The sequence below is a fragment of the Acetivibrio mesophilus genome (assembly GCF_004102745.1).
GTDB lineage: Bacteria > Bacillota > Clostridia > Acetivibrionales > Acetivibrionaceae > Hungateiclostridium > Hungateiclostridium mesophilum.
The window spans coordinates 450,677-469,510 of sequence record NZ_RLII01000001.1 but is presented as its reverse complement, the minus strand read 5'-3'; the positions used below and the strand labels follow the sequence as shown (position 1 = coordinate 469,510).

The following is an 18,834-nucleotide window of genomic DNA, read 5'->3' as shown; positions in this document are numbered from 1 at the left end:
TTTATTTATATACAAACCTCTTTAATTTGGTTGTTTTAGTAATGGAACTTGCAAGATTATATTCAGGATTGCCCAATACTGTCTATGCATCTGACTTAAAGGAGAGTATATACTCTCCTTTAAATATTCTCATATTATCATTATAAACAATATAAATCGGGGTATAAATAAAAGGGTTCAAATTAATGTCCTTATGTATTTTATTGGCACAAACAAGATGTTTTGTAATATAAACCAAACAATGTAAAGATAAGGAAGTGAGTTATATGGAAAAAATTAAATTTTCACAAATGCCTATATCCGGCGAAATACTAAGAGCTGTTGAGGATATGGGATATGAAGAGGCTACATCTATTCAGACAAAAAGTATCCCCATAATAATATCAGGCAGAGATATGATTGGTCATTCTCAAACGGGCACAGGAAAAACAGCTGCTTTTGGAATCCCTGCCCTTGAAAGGATAAATGCCGAGGACAAAGCTTTGCAGGCTCTGGTACTATGTCCTACTAGAGAGCTGGCTATACAAGCGTCGGGTGAAATCAGAAAATTTGCAAAATACAAACATGGAATAAAGGCCTTGCCGATTTACGGCGGACAACCTATTGATCGTCAAATTAAGGCGCTTAAACAGGGAGTTCAAATTGTAGTAGGGACTCCAGGCCGTGTAATGGATCATATGAGGCGTCGGACTCTGAAATTAAAATCGGTTTCAATGGTAGTTCTTGATGAAGCTGATGAAATGCTGAACATGGGCTTTAGGGATGACATTGAAACTATCCTAAAGGAAATACCCGAAGAAAGGCAAACAGTGTTATTCTCAGCTACAATGTCGAAAGATATTCTAAGCTTGGCAAAAAGCTATTTAAAAGATCCCGAACTGGTAAAGGTAGTCCACAAACAGTTGACCGTAGCGGGCATTGAGCAGAACTATTGTGAAGTCTCACAATCAAGAAAGCTTGAGGTATTAAGCAGACTTCTGGATATGTACAACCCCAAACTTTCGCTTGTTTTTTGCAATACAAAGAAAACCGTCGACGAACTGGTTAATGACCTCCAGCAAAGAGGTTACATGGCGGATGGCTTACACGGAGATATGAATCAGGCTGCAAGAAACAGGGTCATGAATGCCTTCAGAAACGGTAAAATAGACGTTCTTGTTGCAACTGATGTGGCTGCTAGAGGTATTGATATTGATGATATAGAAGCGGTGTTCAACTATGATATCCCCCACGATGAAGAGTATTATGTACATCGTATCGGCAGAACCGGACGAGCCGGGCGCACCGGTCGGTCTTTCACATTGGTTTCAGGCAGAAAAGAGTTAATCGTTTTAAAAAATATACAAAGGTATACCAACGAGAAGATAAATCTTAAGCCAATACCTACTGTAAACGATTTGAAGGAAAACAAGACTACCAGGTTTATTGACGATATAAAGTCAGTAATTGCAAAAGGCGGGATAAATGAGTATGCCCAGATAGTTGAACAGCTAATCGAAGAAGACTACAACTCTGTGGACATAGCAGCGGCATTGATTAAGATGGCTCTTGAAAAAGATACGGGCACCAGGGAATATAACATTGAAGAGGATGAAAACGATACCAGCGACTGTGATGCTTTCAAAAACTATAGTGCACAATCCGGTATGAGTCGGCTTTTTATAAATGTTGGCAGAAAGGATAAAGTTGCACCTAGGGATATTGTTGGCGCCATTGCCGGTGAAACCGGTATCAGGGGAAAAATAATCGGTTCAATAGATGTTTACGATAAATATACTTTTGTCGAGGTTCCCCACGAAAATGTAGAAGATGTTCTTACTATAATGAAAAACTCACAGATTAAGGGGAAAAGAATAATTATTGAGCCCGCAAAATCCAGGAGATAGACAAACAGGTTAACGGAATCATTTTAAGTTTGTGAGTATTCTTTCGTTAAGAACAATAGTCTTTCGTAAGGAATAAAAGAAAAACAGTGCCCCGGAACAGGAATTATTCCCAAAGTTCCCAGGGCACTAATAGTAGAAGTACGTTTTTAACACTGGAAATATGCTAAAAAGCCAATTATGTTTTGTATTTTCTTCTCTTAAATGTGGCAACAAATATCAATCCCGGAATTAGTGCAGCAACTGACAATATTAAAACTACACTTTGATTTCCGGATGCTGGATTGTTGCGGAACATCTCCATGCCGCCAGGGGGTTGCATATTGTCAGGTGGACGCATTCCGTCTGGTATCTGCATTCCATTTGGTATCTGCATTCCGTCCGGCATTTGCATTCCATTAGGCATCTGCATATTACGAGGTGGCTGCATACCTCCTCCCATACCTCCCATATCCGATAGATTCAATGTAGTTTCTATGCTGCCATACGAGGATGAAGGCTGAGTCCCGTTAAGCTGAGCCCTAATGCTCTCAGCTCTGTCTTTCCCAAAGGTCAATATCGCCTGTACACCTTTTTGATACTCCTCAAACGTATAAAATGCAGTGGCATCATTTTTCACATAATCACTAATAAGTGCATTTATGCTGTTGATAGAATCTTCGTATACCCCTCCATCAATATACTTTTCCACAATTTCTTTCAAATAAACATGATAACGTTCTTTATATTCAGGTACCTCTAAAAGCTTACCTATTAGGGGTGCATCTTCCAAGCTTCCAGTTACAGGTTTATCTATCGGAAAATTCACCGCACTGCTAGAATCATTTACTCCAAAGCCGGCAAATGATAGGTTGAAATCCCATGGCAAAAGTGTAAATACTCCGCCCTCTTCGTAAAGATAATAGTTGTGATACATGCCGCCACTATAACCGTCAAGATTAACCAGGAAGGTATTCACAGCCCAAAATCTCAGGATCTCGTCCACATCAAGATATTTCTCAAGGTTAGCTCCTTCATTAAGGTTCTTAATCATCTCAACCACTTTTTTAAATTCTGCATCCGTAGTGGTTTTAAAAACCGCACCCTCCCTTATGACCGAATAACTCGACGGAGAGTCGTCTATATATTTTAGATTGGCACCCCCTCTTGAACCCATTCCTCCAAAACCACCTTTAAATCCACCATTAAATCTCCCCTGAGCTCCTTCTCCATTTGGTATCTGCTCTCTTCCGCCCACATTGGGTATCTGCTGCATTCCTTCTCCATTGGGCATCCGCTCTATTCCTGCTTCATTCGGCATATGCTGCATTCCTTCTCCATTGGGCATCCGCTCTATTCCTGCTTCATTCGGCATCCGCTGCATTCCTTCTCCATTGGGCATCTGATCTCTGCGTCCTCTCGGGAACGGCATTGCGTCGTTGTCAAAAACACCCCATTTTCCAGGTCCGCCGTTCTGCTGTCGATCCCTGACTCCTCCCATATCCATAGACTCAGGTTTGTACAGATTGCCCTCTACACTTCCAAAATGCCTTTTAATATAGCTTTCATCAACTACTTCAAGCGCAAGATATAAACCCCAATCCTCATTATTTATTTTGATATTAGAATAAGCATATGCAGATGATGGTATCCCCATAAAATCAAACAGCTCATAGGAAAGATACTCCTTCATGTAGGTTTTATCCGATATAATGTTGTTTAGAACAATTTTATTCGCTCCATGGTATGTCTGTCCGTCAATATACTCATTAAAATCAAGCTTGAAACTAAATCGTTGCGGTGAATTACTCATTGCAACCTGCGAAAGGCTAGAATTTCCCTTTGGCCTAATCCCCACGTTATAATAGGTCTCGCCGTTAATTGTTATGTTACAGCTTTTATACTCTTCCTTCATAGCATTTTCCATCAGCCACTGAAAATCACTTTCATCCATTTCGATGCTTATTTCGTTTACAACATTCTTGTTAAATATCTTGTCAATATAATCCGGCTGTGCATCGACCTGTTCTGTATTTGGAAATGCTTTCGGAACGAGAGCCATGCCAGTTATTAGGAGAGCTATGCACAATATAGTTAACGTTATCTTGACGATCCATTTAATATCTGCCTTTTCATTCAAATATATCACCCCTTATACTAGCCGACAAAAATTATCCTCAACTCATATAATCTCCGTTATAGCTCACCATTACAGCACTTTCAACCCCATTTTGTCTGCTTATTTCATTTACAAATTCCGTTTCCATGCTCTTAAGGCGCACTTCAACTGTAACCTCTATTCCTTTTCCTCCGGTTATAGTCTTTGACTTTACAACATACTTTTTGACCTTGCCTTTAATTATATTCATCACGTTGCTTTCTGCCTTGTCATCCTCACAGTTCACTACCAAAATATACGGATTGTCGGTATTGTCCTTATTCACAAACAATACCAATATTATTCCTATAAAGAGTGAACCAAATACAGCCAGAGGTATCATTCCTGCTCCCAATATAATACCAACGGCTATGGACCAGAAAAGATATGCAATGTCCATAGGATCCTTTATGGCCGAACGGAATCTTACGATTGACAGAGCACCAACCATACCGAGAGAAAGCACAACATTTGAAGTTACTGCGAGTATCATCAGAGTGGTTATCATTGTGAGCGCAATCAATGAAATACTGAAGCTTCGAGAATACATAACTCCTTTATAGGTTTTCTTATACACAAAATATATGAACAGGCCGATGCAAAACGCCAATCCAAAAGCAATAGCAGCGTCCAATAGTGAAAAACTCGATACCTTCTCTAAAAAGTTTGACTTGAAAATATCACTGAAATTTATCTGGTTCTTCATGTTTTTTCCCCCTCATTTTACTAATAATACATCCTGCAAAGAGCATATTTTGATACCGACAGTTTTTGACGATTACCAATCTGTATAATATCACTGATTACCTCTGGCAAAAATTCATCGTACTTTACTTCAAGTACCGCCAGCTGTCCAGGTAGGGTCTCAACTGTCGGCAGTTCCTTGTTAAGCAAATCACTGCTTTGTAGTCCCGTCCTTATGGACTTATCAATGGTAACTCTTACGTTTCCCGGATTAAAAATATACGCTTCCCTGGTATAATCCACAATAGTGCGCGGCTTTAACTGCTGGTGCATCATTTTATGGTATATTTCAAGCAAGATCGGATTATCTGTGGCTTTCATCCATTCAATATTTCCATTCAAAATATCCTTGCATTGATCCTTTGTGATATTTACGCTGAATTTGGCTGTAAGGCTATTCACCTTCATCTTCTTCTCAAATTTTATAAACGAATCATCATGATCATATAAACGAATACGAAATTTTTCGCGATTATCTACCCCATCAATTTTCTCCATCAGTGCCTTATCAGCCGGAGTATCAAAATACAAGCTCCGTACAAGGTAAGTTCCGTCAGGTCCTGCATGTGAATCCGGCTTCATAACATATCTTAGTTTTTTTTGCAGTAACAGATAATCGCCGGCATTGATATAATGCTTTATTTCATGGCGGAATTTTAATTTTTTCATTGAATCACCCCCTCAAATCATATAATTTATCCTTTTTAACTACAAAATAATTTTAACACCTTGCATTAATGTAAATCTCCGCAAAAATGTGGCAAATATATGGCACAAAGTTTAAAATCATGATATTTCACTTTGTTCATGATAAAATATATTCTGAGGTGGATTTTATATGGAAAGCAAAAAATTAATTTATATAGCCGATGACGAGATTAATATTTGCAACATTATAAAGTCTTTTCTTACAAAAGAGGGATATGACGTTGAGACCTTTAATGATGGCCGTTCAATACTGGAGGCCTTCAATCAAAAGCCTGCAGATTTACTTGTTATAGATATAATGATGCCTGAAATAGATGGATTTTCTCTTTGCTCATCAATTCGCCAAAAGAGTTCCGTGCCCATTATAATTGTATCCGCCAAAGACACCGAGCCGGACAAAATCGCCGGTCTTACCCTGGGCAGTGACGACTACCTCACAAAGCCCTTCAGTCCTATGGAGCTCATTGCCAGGATAAAAAGCATATTTCGAAGAATAGAACTGGAAAGAACTAAAAATGATACTATACAAGAAATCCGAATTGGGGATATTGTTATAAATACCGATAAAAAACAGGCTGAATTTAATGGAAGGAATATTGGACTTACCGGTATGGAATTTAACCTACTCTACTATCTTGCTCAAAACAAAAACAAAGCTATAAGCCGCGGTGAACTTCTAGATAAGGTATGGGGCTTTGAAAACTACGTAGAAACCCGTGCTACCGATGACATGATAAAAAGAGTGCGCAAAAAGCTTGCCGACAGCGGTTCTTCTCTTAAAATTGAAACTGTATGGGGCTTTGGTTTCAAAGTTGATGAAAAAGGATGATTTTATGAAGAAAAATACAATTAAATGGAGAATTTTCAAATACAATATTATTGCAATTTCAGTTCTGCTGACATTAACAACTATTGTGTTTAATATCACTATTGAATCCTATATCAAAAACGATATTAAGGAACAGTTAAACACAATTGCTCAACGCGCTGAAGATACCGCCTTGCATAGAGGTCCTGACTTCTTCCCTCCCGAAGGGTTGCAAAGACCACGTCCTCTGCCGGGCAGGCAAAATGGTATGTTCCGGGAGGACAGCGATTTATTTGGTTTCTATTTCTTCTTGGACCGCTCCTTAAGAGAACCGCTTTCAATTCTCAACGCTGATTTTATACTTCTTGACAGCAATATGGATATTATCACCCCACCGGATGGAGACTATTTCAAGCCCTCCAGTGAAATAGCAAACGAAGTACTAAATAAAACAAAAAAAATGAACGATTCAAAAGTCCAGGAGTATGTTTACTTTAATTTAAACAACACTGATTATATTTCTATTGTGAAGCCTGTTTCCGATAAAAATTCCTTTGGTTTGGGCTGGTTAATTATATATTCAAGCCTTCAAAAGGTTAATCAGCTAAAGTTAGGGATAAATGCAATACTTTTTGCCATTGTGCTCTTATCGGCATTGATTTTTGCTATATTTTCTTCCCTTTCTGCCAAAAAAATATCGGCACCGTTTTCTTCTTTAAATCAACATATCAGAGCTATTGCCGAAAGGAATTTTGGCGTGAAAATCGAGATGCCGGTAGATGCCGAGCTGCAGGAATTGGTAAACAGTATAAATATAATGTCTGAAAAACTGGAGTCCTATGATAAAGCCCAGAAGACCTTTTTTCAAAATGCTTCCCATGAGTTTAGAACTCCCCTGATGTCTATCCAAAGCTATGCAGAAGGGATAAAATATGAAGTTGTAGAGAAAAATACTGCTGCTGATATTATCATAGACGAAACAAAAAGAATGACCCACCTTGTGGAAGATTTGCTCTACCTTTCGCGCCTTGATACAATTGGAGAAAATTACCACTTTTCCGATCTTGATTTCAAGGATTTTATAAGCGCCTGTCAGGAACGTATGTATGGGATAGCATCAAAGAACGGTATCACTCTCCAGGTTGAAAACATAAATGATACCGTTGTGATACATGCCGACGAGGAAAAGCTCTTTCGAGCATTTACAAATATCATTGGAAACTGCATCCGATATGCCAATAATTCTGTGAGCATTATTCCAAGAATTATTGACCACCACCAGATTGAGATCATCATCCGGGATGATGGGCCCGGAATTGATGCCAATGAGCTTCCCAATATCTTTGAAAGGTTTTATAAGGGCAAAAAAGGCAATGTTGGGCTTGGTCTGGCTATTAGTAAAAATGTCATAGAAAGACATAGCGGAAAAATCACAGCTCAAAACTCAGAATCCGGTGCAGTGTTTACCATTTTGCTTCCTATTAAGCAATAACATACTGAATTTATGAGCCTTCACATGGCTGATTTCTATTCAGAATCCTCGTTTGTCTCCCCAACAGGGTCCATGTGAATTACTATATCAACCCCAAGCTCATTTTTTATTTTTTGCTCAATTTCATCAATCACTGAATGTATTTCAACTATGTTCGCCCCTTCGGATACCTCAGCATGAATAGATGCGCTTATTCTTCCGGGGCCATAATCATGAACTTTTAAGTCATGAATACCCTTTATATTTTTTCCTCCCAGAACATATGAATTTATGCTGTTGATAAGTTCAGTGTCGGGACATACGCCCAAAAGCAGGTCTACCGAATCTTTTGCAATGCTAAATCCTGTATACATAATCAATGCTGATATAATTAGACCCATAATTCCATCTAAGGGAAAACGGACAAAACTTCCAATCAAAGTTCCTGCGACCACTGCAGTTGTTGCAATGAAATCATTCAGACTGTCCTGGGCTGTCGCTTTATTTATACCTGAATTGATTGTTTTTCCTATGTATCTATTGTATGAAAACATCCACAATTTTATAAGTATTGAGATAATCAGTATTAAAATAGATATTGTGTTAAACGTCACTTCTTCGGGCTTCATTATTTTCCCAAAGGAATTTCTTAAAAGTTCAAGGCCAACTGCAAATATAATAAAGGACACCACAAGAGATGATATATACTCGTACCTTCCATGCCCATGGGGATGTTCATCGTCAGGAGGCCGATTGCTAAGCTTGACGCCAAGTATGGCAACTAATGATGAACCCATGTCGCTCAGATTGTTAAAGGCATCGGAAATTACTGCAATACTGTTTATGAATAGTCCAGTGGTTATTTTTAGCATAAAGAGAAATATATTACAAACAATGCCTATCACTCCCGACAACACTCCATAAGACTCTCTCACCTTCTTATCCGTCACATTTCGGTAATCCTTAATAAACCACTTAATTATAAGTTTTATCAACTCAAGGCCTCCATTCTCGATATCGTAATATTTACAAATCATCCCCTATATATTATATTCTACAGAGCATAAAAAACACATCTGCGGAATGTCATTTTCCCACAGATGTGCTCATCTGCTGCCTTGTCGAGTCCGCTATTTTATTGCACTCTTCATTTCGCGGACATACGCTTCAACGTGAGGTATGCATTCCACACCGTATTGAGCTATAATCTTTACAATTGCACTTCCCACAATTACTCCGTCGGAAAATCTGGCCATTTCAGCAGCCTGTTCCGGATTAGAAATTCCAAAGCCAATGGCACACGGAATATCCTTAACGGCTTTTACTTGCTTTATCATTTCTTTAGCATCATTGCCGATTTCATCTCTGACACCGGTAACACCCATGGATGATACACAGTAGACAAAACCCTCAGCTTCTTCCACAATCATTCGAACGCGCTCCTTTGATGTGGGCGCTATCATTGAAATAAGCTTGACATCGTATTCTTTACAGAAGGGAGCCAATTCCTCCTTTTCCTCAAAGGGAATGTCAGGGACAATAACAGCATCAATTCCCGTGTCGCTGCACTTTCTTAAAAACTTTTCAGTCCCATAACTGAAGATCGGATTTGCATAAGTCATAAAAGCAATCGGCACATTACATGATTTACGGACGCGTTCTACCATATCAAAAATTTTGTCCGTTGTCACTCCGCCCGAAAGTGCACGATAATCCGCTTCTTGAATAACAGGTCCTTCTGCGACCGGATCAGAAAACGGTATTCCCAACTCAATTAAATCCGCTCCTGCTTCCGCCATCTTAAGCACCAATTGTTCGGTTATCTCCAATGACGGGTCTCCCGCTGTAATAAACGGAATAAATGCTTTTCCGCTACTAAATGCCTGCTCTAATTTATTCATAGATTTGCACCCCCCTATAACGCGCTATCGCCGCAACATCCTTATCGCCTCTTCCCGAAAGACAGACTACAATGACTTGATCCTTGCTCATTGTCGGAGCAAGCTTCATAGCATATGCAACTGCATGGGAACTCTCAATTGCCGGAATTATGCCCTCGGTACGGGAGAGATACTCAAAAGCTCCCACAGCTTCATCATCAGTAATAGCCACGTATTGAGCTCTGCCAGTATCACGCAGGTTTGCATGTTCCGGGCCTACTCCCGGGTAGTCAAGACCTGCCGAAATAGAATAAACTGGTGCAATCTGCCCATACTCATCCTGGCAGAAATAAGACTTCATGCCATGGAAAATCCCCAGAGTACCTTTGGTCATTGTTGCCGCATGCTTATCGGTATCCACTCCATGTCCGGCAGCCTCGCATCCGATAAGTTGAACACTTGAATCCCCAATAAAATCATAAAATGCTCCAATTGCATTGCTTCCTCCGCCAACGCAGGCCATTACAACATCAGGAAGCTTTCCTTCTTTCTCAATAATCTGCTTTTTTATTTCCCGGCTAATTATGCTCTGAAAATCCCTTACAATGGTCGGGAACGGATGTGGTCCCATAACCGAACCTAGCACATAATGGGTATCATGAACCCTCTTTGACCATTCCCTCATGGTCTCATTGACCGCATCCTTCAGGGTCTGAGTCCCGCTTGTAACTGCATGAACCTTTGCGCCCAAAAGCTCCATTCTAAATACATTCAATGCTTGACGCTCGGTATCCTCCTTGCCCATGAATATCTCACATTCCATTCCCATAAGTGCTGCAGCTGTTGCCGTTGCAACACCATGCTGTCCGGCACCGGTCTCCGCAATTACACGGGTTTTACCCATACGTTTTGCAAGAAGCACCTGACCGAGAACATTGTTTATTTTATGGGAACCTGTATGGTTGAGGTCCTCACGCTTTAGATAAACCTTAGCACCTTTGAGGTCCTTTGTCATCTTTTCCGCATAATAGAGCAGAGACGGCCGTCCGGCATAATTCTTCAACAGGTCATTTAGTTCTGCTGTAAACTGAGGATCGTCTTTAAAGTGATTATATGCCTCTTCCAGTTCAATTACAGCATTCATCAATAATTCAGGAATATATTGCCCGCCGTGGACTCCAAATCTTCCTTTTGACATATACGTCACCCTCCCTTTAACAATATAAGATAAACTATATAAAATAAAAAACGCCTTCATCCCTATATAGGGACAAAAGCCTTCGACTTCTGTGGTGCCACCCAAATTGACGATAAATCGTCCTCTCATTTTTGTATACTAACATATACCCCCCACTGATAACGGACAGGTTTCCCGTAAGCGCCTACTTTTCTATAATTTCGGGCTTCCCTCACAAGTCCATTCGGAATAACCTTTGCAACTGCATTTCCAGCAACCAGCAGCTCTCTTTGTGCAAGTAATTATTCTTACTATTCTTGATCATAGGTTTATTCATACTATTAAGGTTTAGTATATCATTAAATAACTGTTTTTGTCAACATCAAAATTCGCTCTAACAGAAGATTACACTGTCAAAAAGAAATGATTCCGAGGTGCTCAAGAAGTATTTTACATCCCATTGCAATTAGGATGAATCCACCTGCAATCTCAGCCTTTGACTGAAACTTCTCTCCGAAGACATTTCCAATCTTTACTCCTAAGAATGAAAAAGTAAATGTAATTATTCCTATCATTGCAACCGCAGGAATAATGTTTACCTGTAAAAAGGCAAAGGTCACCCCTATTGCCAAAGCATCAATACTTGTGGCAAAGGCCATCATTGTAAGACTTTTGAGGCTAAAAGAGTCCTCATTAGATATTTCACATGTGTTTCGGGATTCCTTTATCATATTAATACCGATAATTGAAAGCAAACCAAAAGCAATCCAATGGTCGATTGAAGTTATGTAGTCTTTAAACTGTGTTCCCAGAAGATAGCCCAAAAGGGGCATCAAGGCCTGGAAACCTCCAAAAAAACAACCGGTAATAACTGCGTTCCTATAACTCATTTTATTCATTGACAGACCTTTGCAGATTGCAACCGCAAAAGCATCCATCGAAAGTCCGACTGCAATAATCAGTAATTCTATACTTCCCATTCCATTATACTCCTTCGCATGTCAACTTGCCGCATAGTAATGCTACGTACACTTTCCCGTTAAATTTCAATTAATATTTATACTAACACAATTTTGCCAAGTTACATAGATAATTTTTACAGATATCAATATCAAATTTTATACAATTACTTACGACTTTATACAACATCTATATGTATTACAGAAGCTTTTCTGACGATTTGTCAAATTTGCAATACCCCCTGTCATCTACATATATCTGTCATGCATTTAACACTTTACTACTAAAATAGAGTATGAGATAATTAATTTTATGATAATATGCAATTATTTAGAAAAGGGGTCGAACAATGAATAAGAAACAGCTAATAGGTTTAATTGTAGCAGGAGCAGTATTTGTTTTTGTTTGTTCTTCAAGTATTTTGATGAACATTGTATCTAAAAATCTAGGAACATCTTTTAATTTCAATGCGGCCGAAAACAGTCTTCCTCTTACTCCCTATATAGGTGTAGTGAGTGTTGAAGGCACTATTATGGAAAGCCAATCAACTACAAGCTTTATGGCAAGTGGATACAATCATAAAAATACATTAGAGCTTATTGAAGACATGAAAAATTCAGCAAGCAACAAAGGTATCCTCTTATATGTGAATTCCCCCGGCGGTGGTGTTTACGAAAGTGATGAATTGTATTTGAAATTGAAGGAATACAAAGAAGAGACCGGAAGACCGGTTTGGACTTATATGTCAAATCAGGCATGCTCCGGCGGCTATTATATTTCAATGGCATCCGATAAAGTATACTCAAACCGAAACACGTGGACCGGCTCTATTGGTGTTATCATTTCCCTGACAAATTACAAAGAGTTGTTTGAAAACATTGGGATTAAAGGTATTTATATTACAAGCGGTAAAAATAAAGCAATGGGTGCCGCCGACCTAGATCTAACAGAGGAGCAGCATGGTATACTGCAAAGCCTTGTCGATGAGTCATATGATCAATTCGTTGAAATTGTCGCAGAAGGCAGAAAAATGACAACAGCTGAAGTGAAAAAAATTGCTGACGGAAGAATTCTTTCTGCAAAACAGGCTCTCGAGTTGAATCTTATCGATGAAATAGCCACATACGAAGAAGTAAAGGAAGCTTTCAGCAGTGAGCTCGGAGATGCTGAAGTCTTTACGCCCAAAAATAATGATCCGTTTGGCTTAAGCTCCTTATTTTCTTATATAAGCAGCTTAAGACCTCGTTCTGATACAGAAATAATGGCTGAATTAATAAAGGTCAATGGAAGTGGGGTGCCGATGTACTATGCAATGCCAGGACAATACTAAGACTATTTATGCTGGTTTTGGAGCCCGACTATCAGCGTACCTAATTGATTCTCTGCTGGTGGGAATTGCGCTGTTAGTTGTGCGGATTCCAATGTTTGTAGCTTATCTGTTTGGGTCTTCAAATTTTATTACCAAACCGGTACTGTTTGAGTTCAATATCTTTGACATTGTTATTTATTTGTTAAGTATACTATACTATACTTTAATGACCTACTACACCGGTTCAACATTGGGTAAAAAGTTTCTGAGTCTTAAAGTAGTAAGTGCAAACGGTGAGAAATTGACATTCATCAACGTACTATACAGGGAAACAATCGGCAAATATTTATCGGGGGTTGTTATTTGCATAGGCTATTTTATGATTGCAATCGATGAGCAAAAACGGGGCCTTCATGATATCCTGTGCGACACAAGAGTTATCTACAACTTCAAAGTTCCTGTTAAATTGGTAGACAAAGCTCCGGGCAAAAAATATGCTTGGACCTGGAGTGTAAAAGAGGAATTCCTTAAGGAATTTTTAGAAATGCATTTAAAACCTTCTGCGGAAATACTTGAGGAGCAAAAGAAGGCAGGATATAAGAATCACTCTATCTTCAACAACGGCAATCAATTCTTTTATGTATTTGAATGCGACAACATTGATTATGCCAATAATTATTTATCCTCAAGCCAGATCTGCCGGGAATGGTGCGAAAGCATTTCCCCTATGGTGGAAAGCTCTTTTGACCTAAAAACAGCTACAGCTGTTTAGAACATATTAGAATTTCCATATAAAATAAGCCTTCATCCATTTCCGGCATAAGTCCGAAGATGAATGAAGGCTGTTTTCTTGTCTTCCCTCATTTATTTAACACTCTGCTTCTCAGACCTTCTTAGAACATCATTTTTAAGCAGATTAAAAAGAATTGTTGCAATCGGTACCCCTAGCAAAACACCAATAGAACCTCCGACTCCTGCACCTACAATTACCGACAGGACAACCCATATCCCAGGAAGTCCAAGACTGCTTCCAACTACCCTCGGATATATCAAATTGTTTTCCAACTGCTGCAATACGATTAAGTAAACCAAAAACCATATGGCTTTCATTGGCGAAATCATTAATAGAAGCATGAAGGCCACAAATCCTCCTATATATGCTCCAAAGTATGGTACCAATGCAGTAAGCGCAATTAAAACACTTATGAGCAGTGCATATTCGAACCGGAAAAAGATCATGCCGATAAAACAAAGGGAACCCAAAATAAAGGCCTCTGCCAGCTGTCCATATATATACTTATTAAACACATCTACCACAACACGATATATATAAGCTCCCTTATTGCACAAGTCTTTGGGAAGATAGGTGCTGAAAACTTTTTTGCACTGTCCAATAAGCTTTTCCTTTCCAGCTAAAATATATACGGAGAATACCAGTGTTATTACCAATGTTGCTAAAAATGACACAACCCCTGTAGTTATACTGATAATCTTCGACATCAGCTCAGTTATGCTGCTTCCCAGCCTGTTTGTATATTCAAGAATTAGTTTATCCATAGAGGATAAATCAATCTTTTCAAGGCCCAAAAGCTCGGAAACTTCATTGGTTAGATCGCGAAAATTGTCGATATATGAAACCCTATTGCTCAGGAATACCTGTATACTTTTTATCAGTTCAGGTATTATAAAGCTTATTATCAGGGTAAGCAATAAAAGAACCAGCAAATAGGTAATCGTAATTGCTGTCCCTCTTGCGACACCCTTTAATCGATTTTTGAATATTTTTTTATTCAAAAACCTATCAACTGCCATGCAAGGCTTGTTTAAAATGAAAGCAACGGCAATTCCGATAAAAAAGGGTTTGAATAAAACAACAAATTTCCAAATACCGCGCATAATCGGTATGAAATTAATGACAATGAGAACGAGTGCTACTGCATAAGTAATCACGATTATCAGGTTCTTTGTCATTTTATCACTCAATAAAACCAACTCCTCAAGAATTGAAGCAAGTATTCATATAAACTACTCTTACTTCTTTTTATTGTCAAAATCTATTCTAATAAATATAGATAAAATAATCAATAATATTGCTGCATAACGATGCTATAATATTATGATTTTATTGTATTATATCATAAAATATGTTAGTATAAGCACGAGATGATTATATTTTATGTCTATAATTATTAACAAAGAGCATTATAAGGTTTATGGCTGCTCATACAAGGAGTGTAAAATATGGAAGAAAATATAGAAGGCAAAGCCGAAAGCAATTTAGAAGCCAATAGGGATAATACTGTTGAAAATACTGTTGAAAATACTGCGGAAACCACATTAGAAATCCCTTCGGATAACGACGCAGAAAATAATAGTGTGAGTACTTTTACAAAGGTCCATACCACCGTTTCTTTTGCTGTAATGGTTTTCATAAATTTTTTCGCCAATGTTGTTCCCTTTAATAAAATGACTACAGGAGAAGTATCCGATTTTTATCCGAATCTCTTTGCACCTGCAGGCGTAGCCTTTTCTATATGGAGGGTTATTTACCTTTTGCTTGCGGCATATACAATTTATCAGTTTGACCTTTTCAAGAAAAAAGACAGAATATTTAGCAAAGATTTAATTGAGAAAATAGGGATCTTCTTCTCAATATCATCTATTACAAATACAGCATGGATTTTTGCATGGCATTACAATTCCATTGGCATGTCCCTCATATTGATAGCCATTATTTTGGTATGCTTGATTTTTATTAATCTCAAGCTTAATAAAGCCAACCTTGTAACAAGAGAAAAACTTTTCTTAAAGCTTCCTTTCAGCATTTACTTCGGCTGGATTACAATAGCAGCAATCGCCAACACCGTTATATTCCTTTCTAGTATCGGATGGAACTGGTTCGGCATTCCTGAGTCGGTCTGGACCATACTGGTTTTACTACTCACCCTTCTAATCGGTGGTATCGTAATATTCAAAAAACAGGATTTCGCTTATGGGCTCTCCATTATTTGGGCCTTTATTGGTATTTTGATTAGACACACTTCTGAAGACGGCTTCGGCGGCAAGTATCCTGTTATTATTATCGTTCTTATTATAAGTATTATCCTATTGCTGATTACCAATGTTTATGTATTGGTGTCCGATAAAGAAAAACTAAAAAGCTTTAGACTATTTAAACGACTAAAATAATGGGAAATAGAAAAAAATAATCGCTGGATGATATTTTTTTCTCACCTCTATGATATAATAACGAATGGAGAAAAATTTTATAAAATACTGGCATTAATTTTAAGTTTTTCATAATACTAAAACAGAAGGGAGGTTTATTTTGAATATCATCTGTACTTTTGCTTCTGGTTTTTAATCAAAAGCAAACCTTATTTCTGTTTTAGCTTTTCATATTATTCTTATCAGACGAAAAGCCGAAATAAGATTTAAGTACTATGTACTTATTGTTTTGCTGTAAAAACTTGAAAGAATTTTAACATCGCCAAGGAGGTCTGTAAATGATTGATATTACTACTCAAACGGTTCAAATTCTTGCAATCCTAATCTCGGCTTTGGCTCTTGGTGTTGCTGTGTGGTTGTACTCATGGGTAAAGTCTCAACCATCCTCCAATGCTCGTATCGCTGAAATCGGGGAATACATTCGCCAAGGTGCAAATACCTTTTTAGGACGCGAATACGTTGTTCTTGCTCGTTTTACTGCAATAATAGCGGTTTTGATTGTAATCTTTCTTCCAAAACCAATCTGGTCAGGCCATGGTTTTGCCAGTAATATCTGGATGGCTGTAGCTTATATTTTCGGTACAGTTCTTTCAGCATTGGCCGGAAAAATCGGTATTCAAATTGCTACCATTGCCAATATAAAAGCTGCTGAAGCTGCTCAAAAAGGTGTTAAACCGTCCTTTATGGCAGGATTCCGTGGAGGCGCGGTAATGGGTATGGCTGTTGTAGGTACTAGCCTTTTAGGAGTTACTCTAGTCCTAATGGTCGTTGGAGATGCCAGTGCAGTTCTTGGTTTCAGTTTTGGGGCAAGTTCATTGGCTCTTTTTGCAAAAGCAGGCGGCGGTATATTTACAAAGACTGCCGATATTAGTGCGGACCTGGTAGGTAAGGTAGAGCTTGGACTTGAAGAGGATGACCCGAGAAATCCTGCGGTTATAGCCGATAATGTGGGAGACAACGTTGGTGACGTTGCCGGAATGGGCGCTGACCTCTTCGACTCCAATGTTGCATCGATGTCCGCTGCATTGGTTATGGCCACCGCTCTCGGAGGTCTTCAGAGCAAAAACGTCACTATGGTTTTTGCCTACGCTGCCATAGGGCTCTTGTCTTCCATCATTGGAGTAGCCACGGCACGTATCGGCAAAGACGGTGATCCCGGAAAGGCTCTTAACAGTTCTACTTATGTGACCACTGCCATATTTGCTGTACTTACAGCTTTGTCAACCTATATCTTTGGTTTTGAATGGCGTATCTGGGGTGCAACTGCTGTTGGTCTTATAGTCGGAACTATCATAGGTATTACCTCCGACTATTTCACAAACGATGCGAAGCCTCCGGTTCATGCTGTTGCAGAAGCTTCAAAGTCAGGACCTGCTTTCACTATACTTTCAGGTTTTTCTTATGGATTGCTAAGTACCCTTCCTGCACTGATCGGAATAGCAGTGACTGCTTTAGTTTCCTATTATATATGTGCTCCACTGGGCGACGGTTATGGAATGTTCGGAATCTCAATGTCAGCCCTTGGTATGCTCTCGATAGTTGGAATGATTATTTCCAACGATGCCTATGGCCCAATTGTTGATAATGCCCGTGGTCTGGCTGAAATGGGTGGCTTTGGCGAAAAGGTCATTGCCATTACCGATGAACTGGATTCAGCCGGTAATACAGTTAAGGCCGTAACAAAGGGATTTTCCATAAGCGCCGCAGGTCTTACGGTTATATCTCTTCTGGGTGCATTCATGAGTGAAGTAAACACTTCCGCCGCCGAGCTAGGCTTAAAAGGAATTGAGAACTTCGACATCATGGATCCCACTGTATTCTTCGGACTCATAATAGGTGTGGCAATTCCTGCAGTATTCTCCGCAATGCTGATGCTGGGTGTAGATAAAAACGCACAGCGAATGGTTGCCGAGATTCATCGTCAATGGGATTCAATCCCCGGACTCAAAGATGGAAAAGAAAATGCCAAACCGGATTACGATAAGTGTATAGATATCGCCACAACAGGATCCCTTAAAGAACTTATACCGGCTGGATTAGTCGCTATAGTTTCGACCATAGCTGTAGGCTTTATCGGCGGTGTATCTGCAATTGGAGGCTTTTTGACCGGTAATATTGCTTCCGGTCTCCTGCTTGCTCTTCTGATGTCCAACGCCGGCGGTCTTTGGGATAATTCCAAGAAATATGTTGAGGCAGGAAATTGCGGCGGCAAGGGCTCAACGGCACATAAAGCTGCTGTTGTTGGCGATACCGTAGGAGACCCATTCAAGGATACCGCAGGTCCTTCCATCAATACACAGATTACCGTTGTGTCCTTGATTTCTTCGTTGCTATCAACATTGTTCCTACTGTATTCTTTCTTCTAAGAAGTTGTAATGGATTTGTAATCACTGGACGTTAAACATAGAAAGCCTTCCTTTTTCGAGGGAGGCTTTTTTGCGATTTCAAATTTAATCTGATTTTTAAGTAAAAATGCTATGGATAATTTTTCGATTTAATATTATAATGTTCTAATGCTTGAGAAGAATA

15 protein-coding genes and 1 other annotated feature are annotated in these 18,834 nt (G+C 39.0%); of the genes, 7 read left to right on the top strand and 8 right to left on the bottom strand.

What is annotated here, in order from left to right; all coding sequences use genetic code 11:
* Window positions 1-266: 266 nt before the first annotated feature.
* Window positions 267-1,886 (top strand): DEAD/DEAH box helicase, encoded by a 1,620-nt coding sequence (locus EFD62_RS02225; RefSeq protein ID WP_069194496.1) that lies wholly within the window; start codon window positions 267-269, stop codon window positions 1,884-1,886.
* Window positions 1,887-2,061: 175 nt separating this feature from the next.
* On the opposite strand, the gene EFD62_RS02220 is transcribed toward EFD62_RS02225, so the two are convergent.
* The 3 genes from EFD62_RS02220 to EFD62_RS02210 are packed head-to-tail and all read right to left on the bottom strand — an operon-like array spanning window position 2,062 to window position 5,433.
* Window positions 2,062-4,011, bottom strand: a complete 1,950-nt coding sequence (locus EFD62_RS02220) for a CotH kinase family protein (protein WP_407921081.1) — start codon at window positions 4,009-4,011, stop codon at window positions 2,062-2,064.
* Window positions 4,012-4,039: 28 nt separating this feature from the next.
* Window positions 4,040-4,726, bottom strand: a complete 687-nt coding sequence (locus EFD62_RS02215) for a DUF4956 domain-containing protein (protein ID WP_069194498.1) — start codon at window positions 4,724-4,726, stop codon at window positions 4,040-4,042.
* 20 nt (window positions 4,727-4,746) lie between these two features.
* Window positions 4,747-5,433, bottom strand: a complete 687-nt coding sequence (locus EFD62_RS02210) for a polyphosphate polymerase domain-containing protein (protein WP_128705669.1) — start codon at window positions 5,431-5,433, stop codon at window positions 4,747-4,749.
* A gap of 169 nt (window positions 5,434-5,602) precedes the next feature.
* On the opposite strand from EFD62_RS02210, the gene EFD62_RS02205 reads away from it, so the two are divergent.
* Window positions 5,603-6,301 (top strand): response regulator transcription factor, encoded by a 699-nt coding sequence (locus EFD62_RS02205; RefSeq protein ID WP_128705668.1) that lies wholly within the window; start codon window positions 5,603-5,605, stop codon window positions 6,299-6,301.
* A 4-nt stretch (window positions 6,302-6,305) separates the two neighbouring features.
* Window positions 6,306-7,772, top strand: a complete 1,467-nt coding sequence (locus tag EFD62_RS02200; RefSeq protein ID WP_069196311.1) for a sensor histidine kinase — start codon at window positions 6,306-6,308, stop codon at window positions 7,770-7,772.
* Between the two features lie 35 nt (window positions 7,773-7,807).
* Here the strand turns inward: EFD62_RS02200 and EFD62_RS02195 are convergent, their stop codons facing one another.
* The 4 genes from EFD62_RS02195 to EFD62_RS02180 form a co-directional block, all read right to left on the bottom strand.
* A complete protein-coding gene (locus EFD62_RS02195; RefSeq protein ID WP_128705667.1) occupies window positions 7,808-8,746 on the bottom strand; it encodes a cation diffusion facilitator family transporter in 939 nt (312 codons plus the stop codon).
* Between the two features lie 135 nt (window positions 8,747-8,881).
* Window positions 8,882-9,652: a tryptophan synthase subunit alpha gene (gene trpA / locus EFD62_RS02190; RefSeq protein WP_069194502.1), complete on the bottom strand. Its 771-nt coding sequence runs from the start codon at window positions 9,650-9,652 to the stop codon at window positions 8,882-8,884.
* The gene (gene trpB / locus EFD62_RS02185) at window positions 9,645-10,829 is read right to left on the bottom strand and encodes a tryptophan synthase subunit beta (RefSeq protein ID WP_069194503.1); all 1,185 of its coding nucleotides are present in this window, start codon (window positions 10,827-10,829) and stop codon (window positions 9,645-9,647) included. The genes trpA and trpB overlap by 8 nt, the downstream gene beginning before the upstream one ends.
* Window positions 10,830-10,894: 65 nt before the next feature.
* Window positions 10,895-11,142: a binding site (T-box leader), on the bottom strand.
* Window positions 11,143-11,221: 79 nt separating this feature from the next.
* On the bottom strand, window positions 11,222-11,788 hold the full coding sequence (locus EFD62_RS02180) for a manganese efflux pump MntP (protein WP_069194504.1): 567 nt from the start codon (window positions 11,786-11,788) through the stop codon (window positions 11,222-11,224).
* Window positions 11,789-12,117: 329 nt separating this feature from the next.
* Between EFD62_RS02180 and sppA the strand changes: the two genes are divergently transcribed.
* Both sppA and EFD62_RS02170 read left to right on the top strand, forming a co-directional pair.
* The gene (sppA, locus tag EFD62_RS02175) at window positions 12,118-13,098 is read left to right on the top strand and encodes a signal peptide peptidase SppA (protein WP_128705666.1); all 981 of its coding nucleotides are present in this window, start codon (window positions 12,118-12,120) and stop codon (window positions 13,096-13,098) included.
* On the top strand, window positions 13,076-13,849 hold the full coding sequence (locus tag EFD62_RS02170) for an RDD family protein (protein WP_069194506.1): 774 nt from the start codon (window positions 13,076-13,078) through the stop codon (window positions 13,847-13,849). The genes sppA and EFD62_RS02170 overlap by 23 nt, the downstream gene beginning before the upstream one ends.
* A gap of 92 nt (window positions 13,850-13,941) precedes the next feature.
* Here EFD62_RS02170 and EFD62_RS02165 read toward each other — a convergent pair whose 3' ends face one another.
* The gene (locus EFD62_RS02165; RefSeq protein WP_069194507.1) at window positions 13,942-15,060 is read right to left on the bottom strand and encodes an AI-2E family transporter; all 1,119 of its coding nucleotides are present in this window, start codon (window positions 15,058-15,060) and stop codon (window positions 13,942-13,944) included.
* Between the two features lie 258 nt (window positions 15,061-15,318).
* Here EFD62_RS02165 and EFD62_RS02160 point away from each other — a divergent pair, with 258 nt between their 5' ends.
* Both EFD62_RS02160 and EFD62_RS02155 read left to right on the top strand, forming a co-directional pair.
* Window positions 15,319-16,266, top strand: a complete 948-nt coding sequence (locus tag EFD62_RS02160; RefSeq protein WP_128705665.1) for a tryptophan-rich sensory protein — start codon at window positions 15,319-15,321, stop codon at window positions 16,264-16,266.
* A gap of 317 nt (window positions 16,267-16,583) precedes the next feature.
* Window positions 16,584-18,671, top strand: a complete 2,088-nt coding sequence (locus EFD62_RS02155) for a sodium-translocating pyrophosphatase (protein ID WP_128705664.1) — start codon at window positions 16,584-16,586, stop codon at window positions 18,669-18,671.
* The last annotated feature ends 163 nt before the right edge of the window (window positions 18,672-18,834 follow it).

What these genes read in the sequence shown, in the direction of transcription:
- EFD62_RS02225 (WP_069194496.1), top strand. Translation starts at nt 267, where the DNA reads ATGGAAAAAATTAAATTTTCACAAATGCCTATATCCGGCGAAATACTA.
- EFD62_RS02215 (WP_069194498.1), bottom strand. Translation starts at nt 4,726, where the DNA reads ATGAAGAACCAGATAAATTTCAGTGATATTTTCAAGTCAAACTTTTTA.
- EFD62_RS02210 (WP_128705669.1), bottom strand. Translation starts at nt 5,433, where the DNA reads ATGAAAAAATTAAAATTCCGCCATGAAATAAAGCATTATATCAATGCC.
- EFD62_RS02205 (WP_128705668.1), top strand. Translation starts at nt 5,603, where the DNA reads ATGGAAAGCAAAAAATTAATTTATATAGCCGATGACGAGATTAATATT.
- EFD62_RS02200 (WP_069196311.1), top strand. Translation starts at nt 6,306, where the DNA reads ATGAAGAAAAATACAATTAAATGGAGAATTTTCAAATACAATATTATT.
- trpA (WP_069194502.1), bottom strand. Translation starts at nt 9,652, where the DNA reads ATGAATAAATTAGAGCAGGCATTTAGTAGCGGAAAAGCATTTATTCCG.
- trpB (WP_069194503.1), bottom strand. Translation starts at nt 10,829, where the DNA reads ATGTCAAAAGGAAGATTTGGAGTCCACGGCGGGCAATATATTCCTGAA.
- EFD62_RS02180 (WP_069194504.1), bottom strand. Translation starts at nt 11,788, where the DNA reads ATGGGAAGTATAGAATTACTGATTATTGCAGTCGGACTTTCGATGGAT.
- sppA (WP_128705666.1), top strand. Translation starts at nt 12,118, where the DNA reads ATGAATAAGAAACAGCTAATAGGTTTAATTGTAGCAGGAGCAGTATTT.
- EFD62_RS02170 (WP_069194506.1), top strand. Translation starts at nt 13,076, where the DNA reads ATGCAATGCCAGGACAATACTAAGACTATTTATGCTGGTTTTGGAGCC.
- EFD62_RS02160 (WP_128705665.1), top strand. Translation starts at nt 15,319, where the DNA reads ATGGAAGAAAATATAGAAGGCAAAGCCGAAAGCAATTTAGAAGCCAAT.
- EFD62_RS02155 (WP_128705664.1), top strand. Translation starts at nt 16,584, where the DNA reads ATGATTGATATTACTACTCAAACGGTTCAAATTCTTGCAATCCTAATC.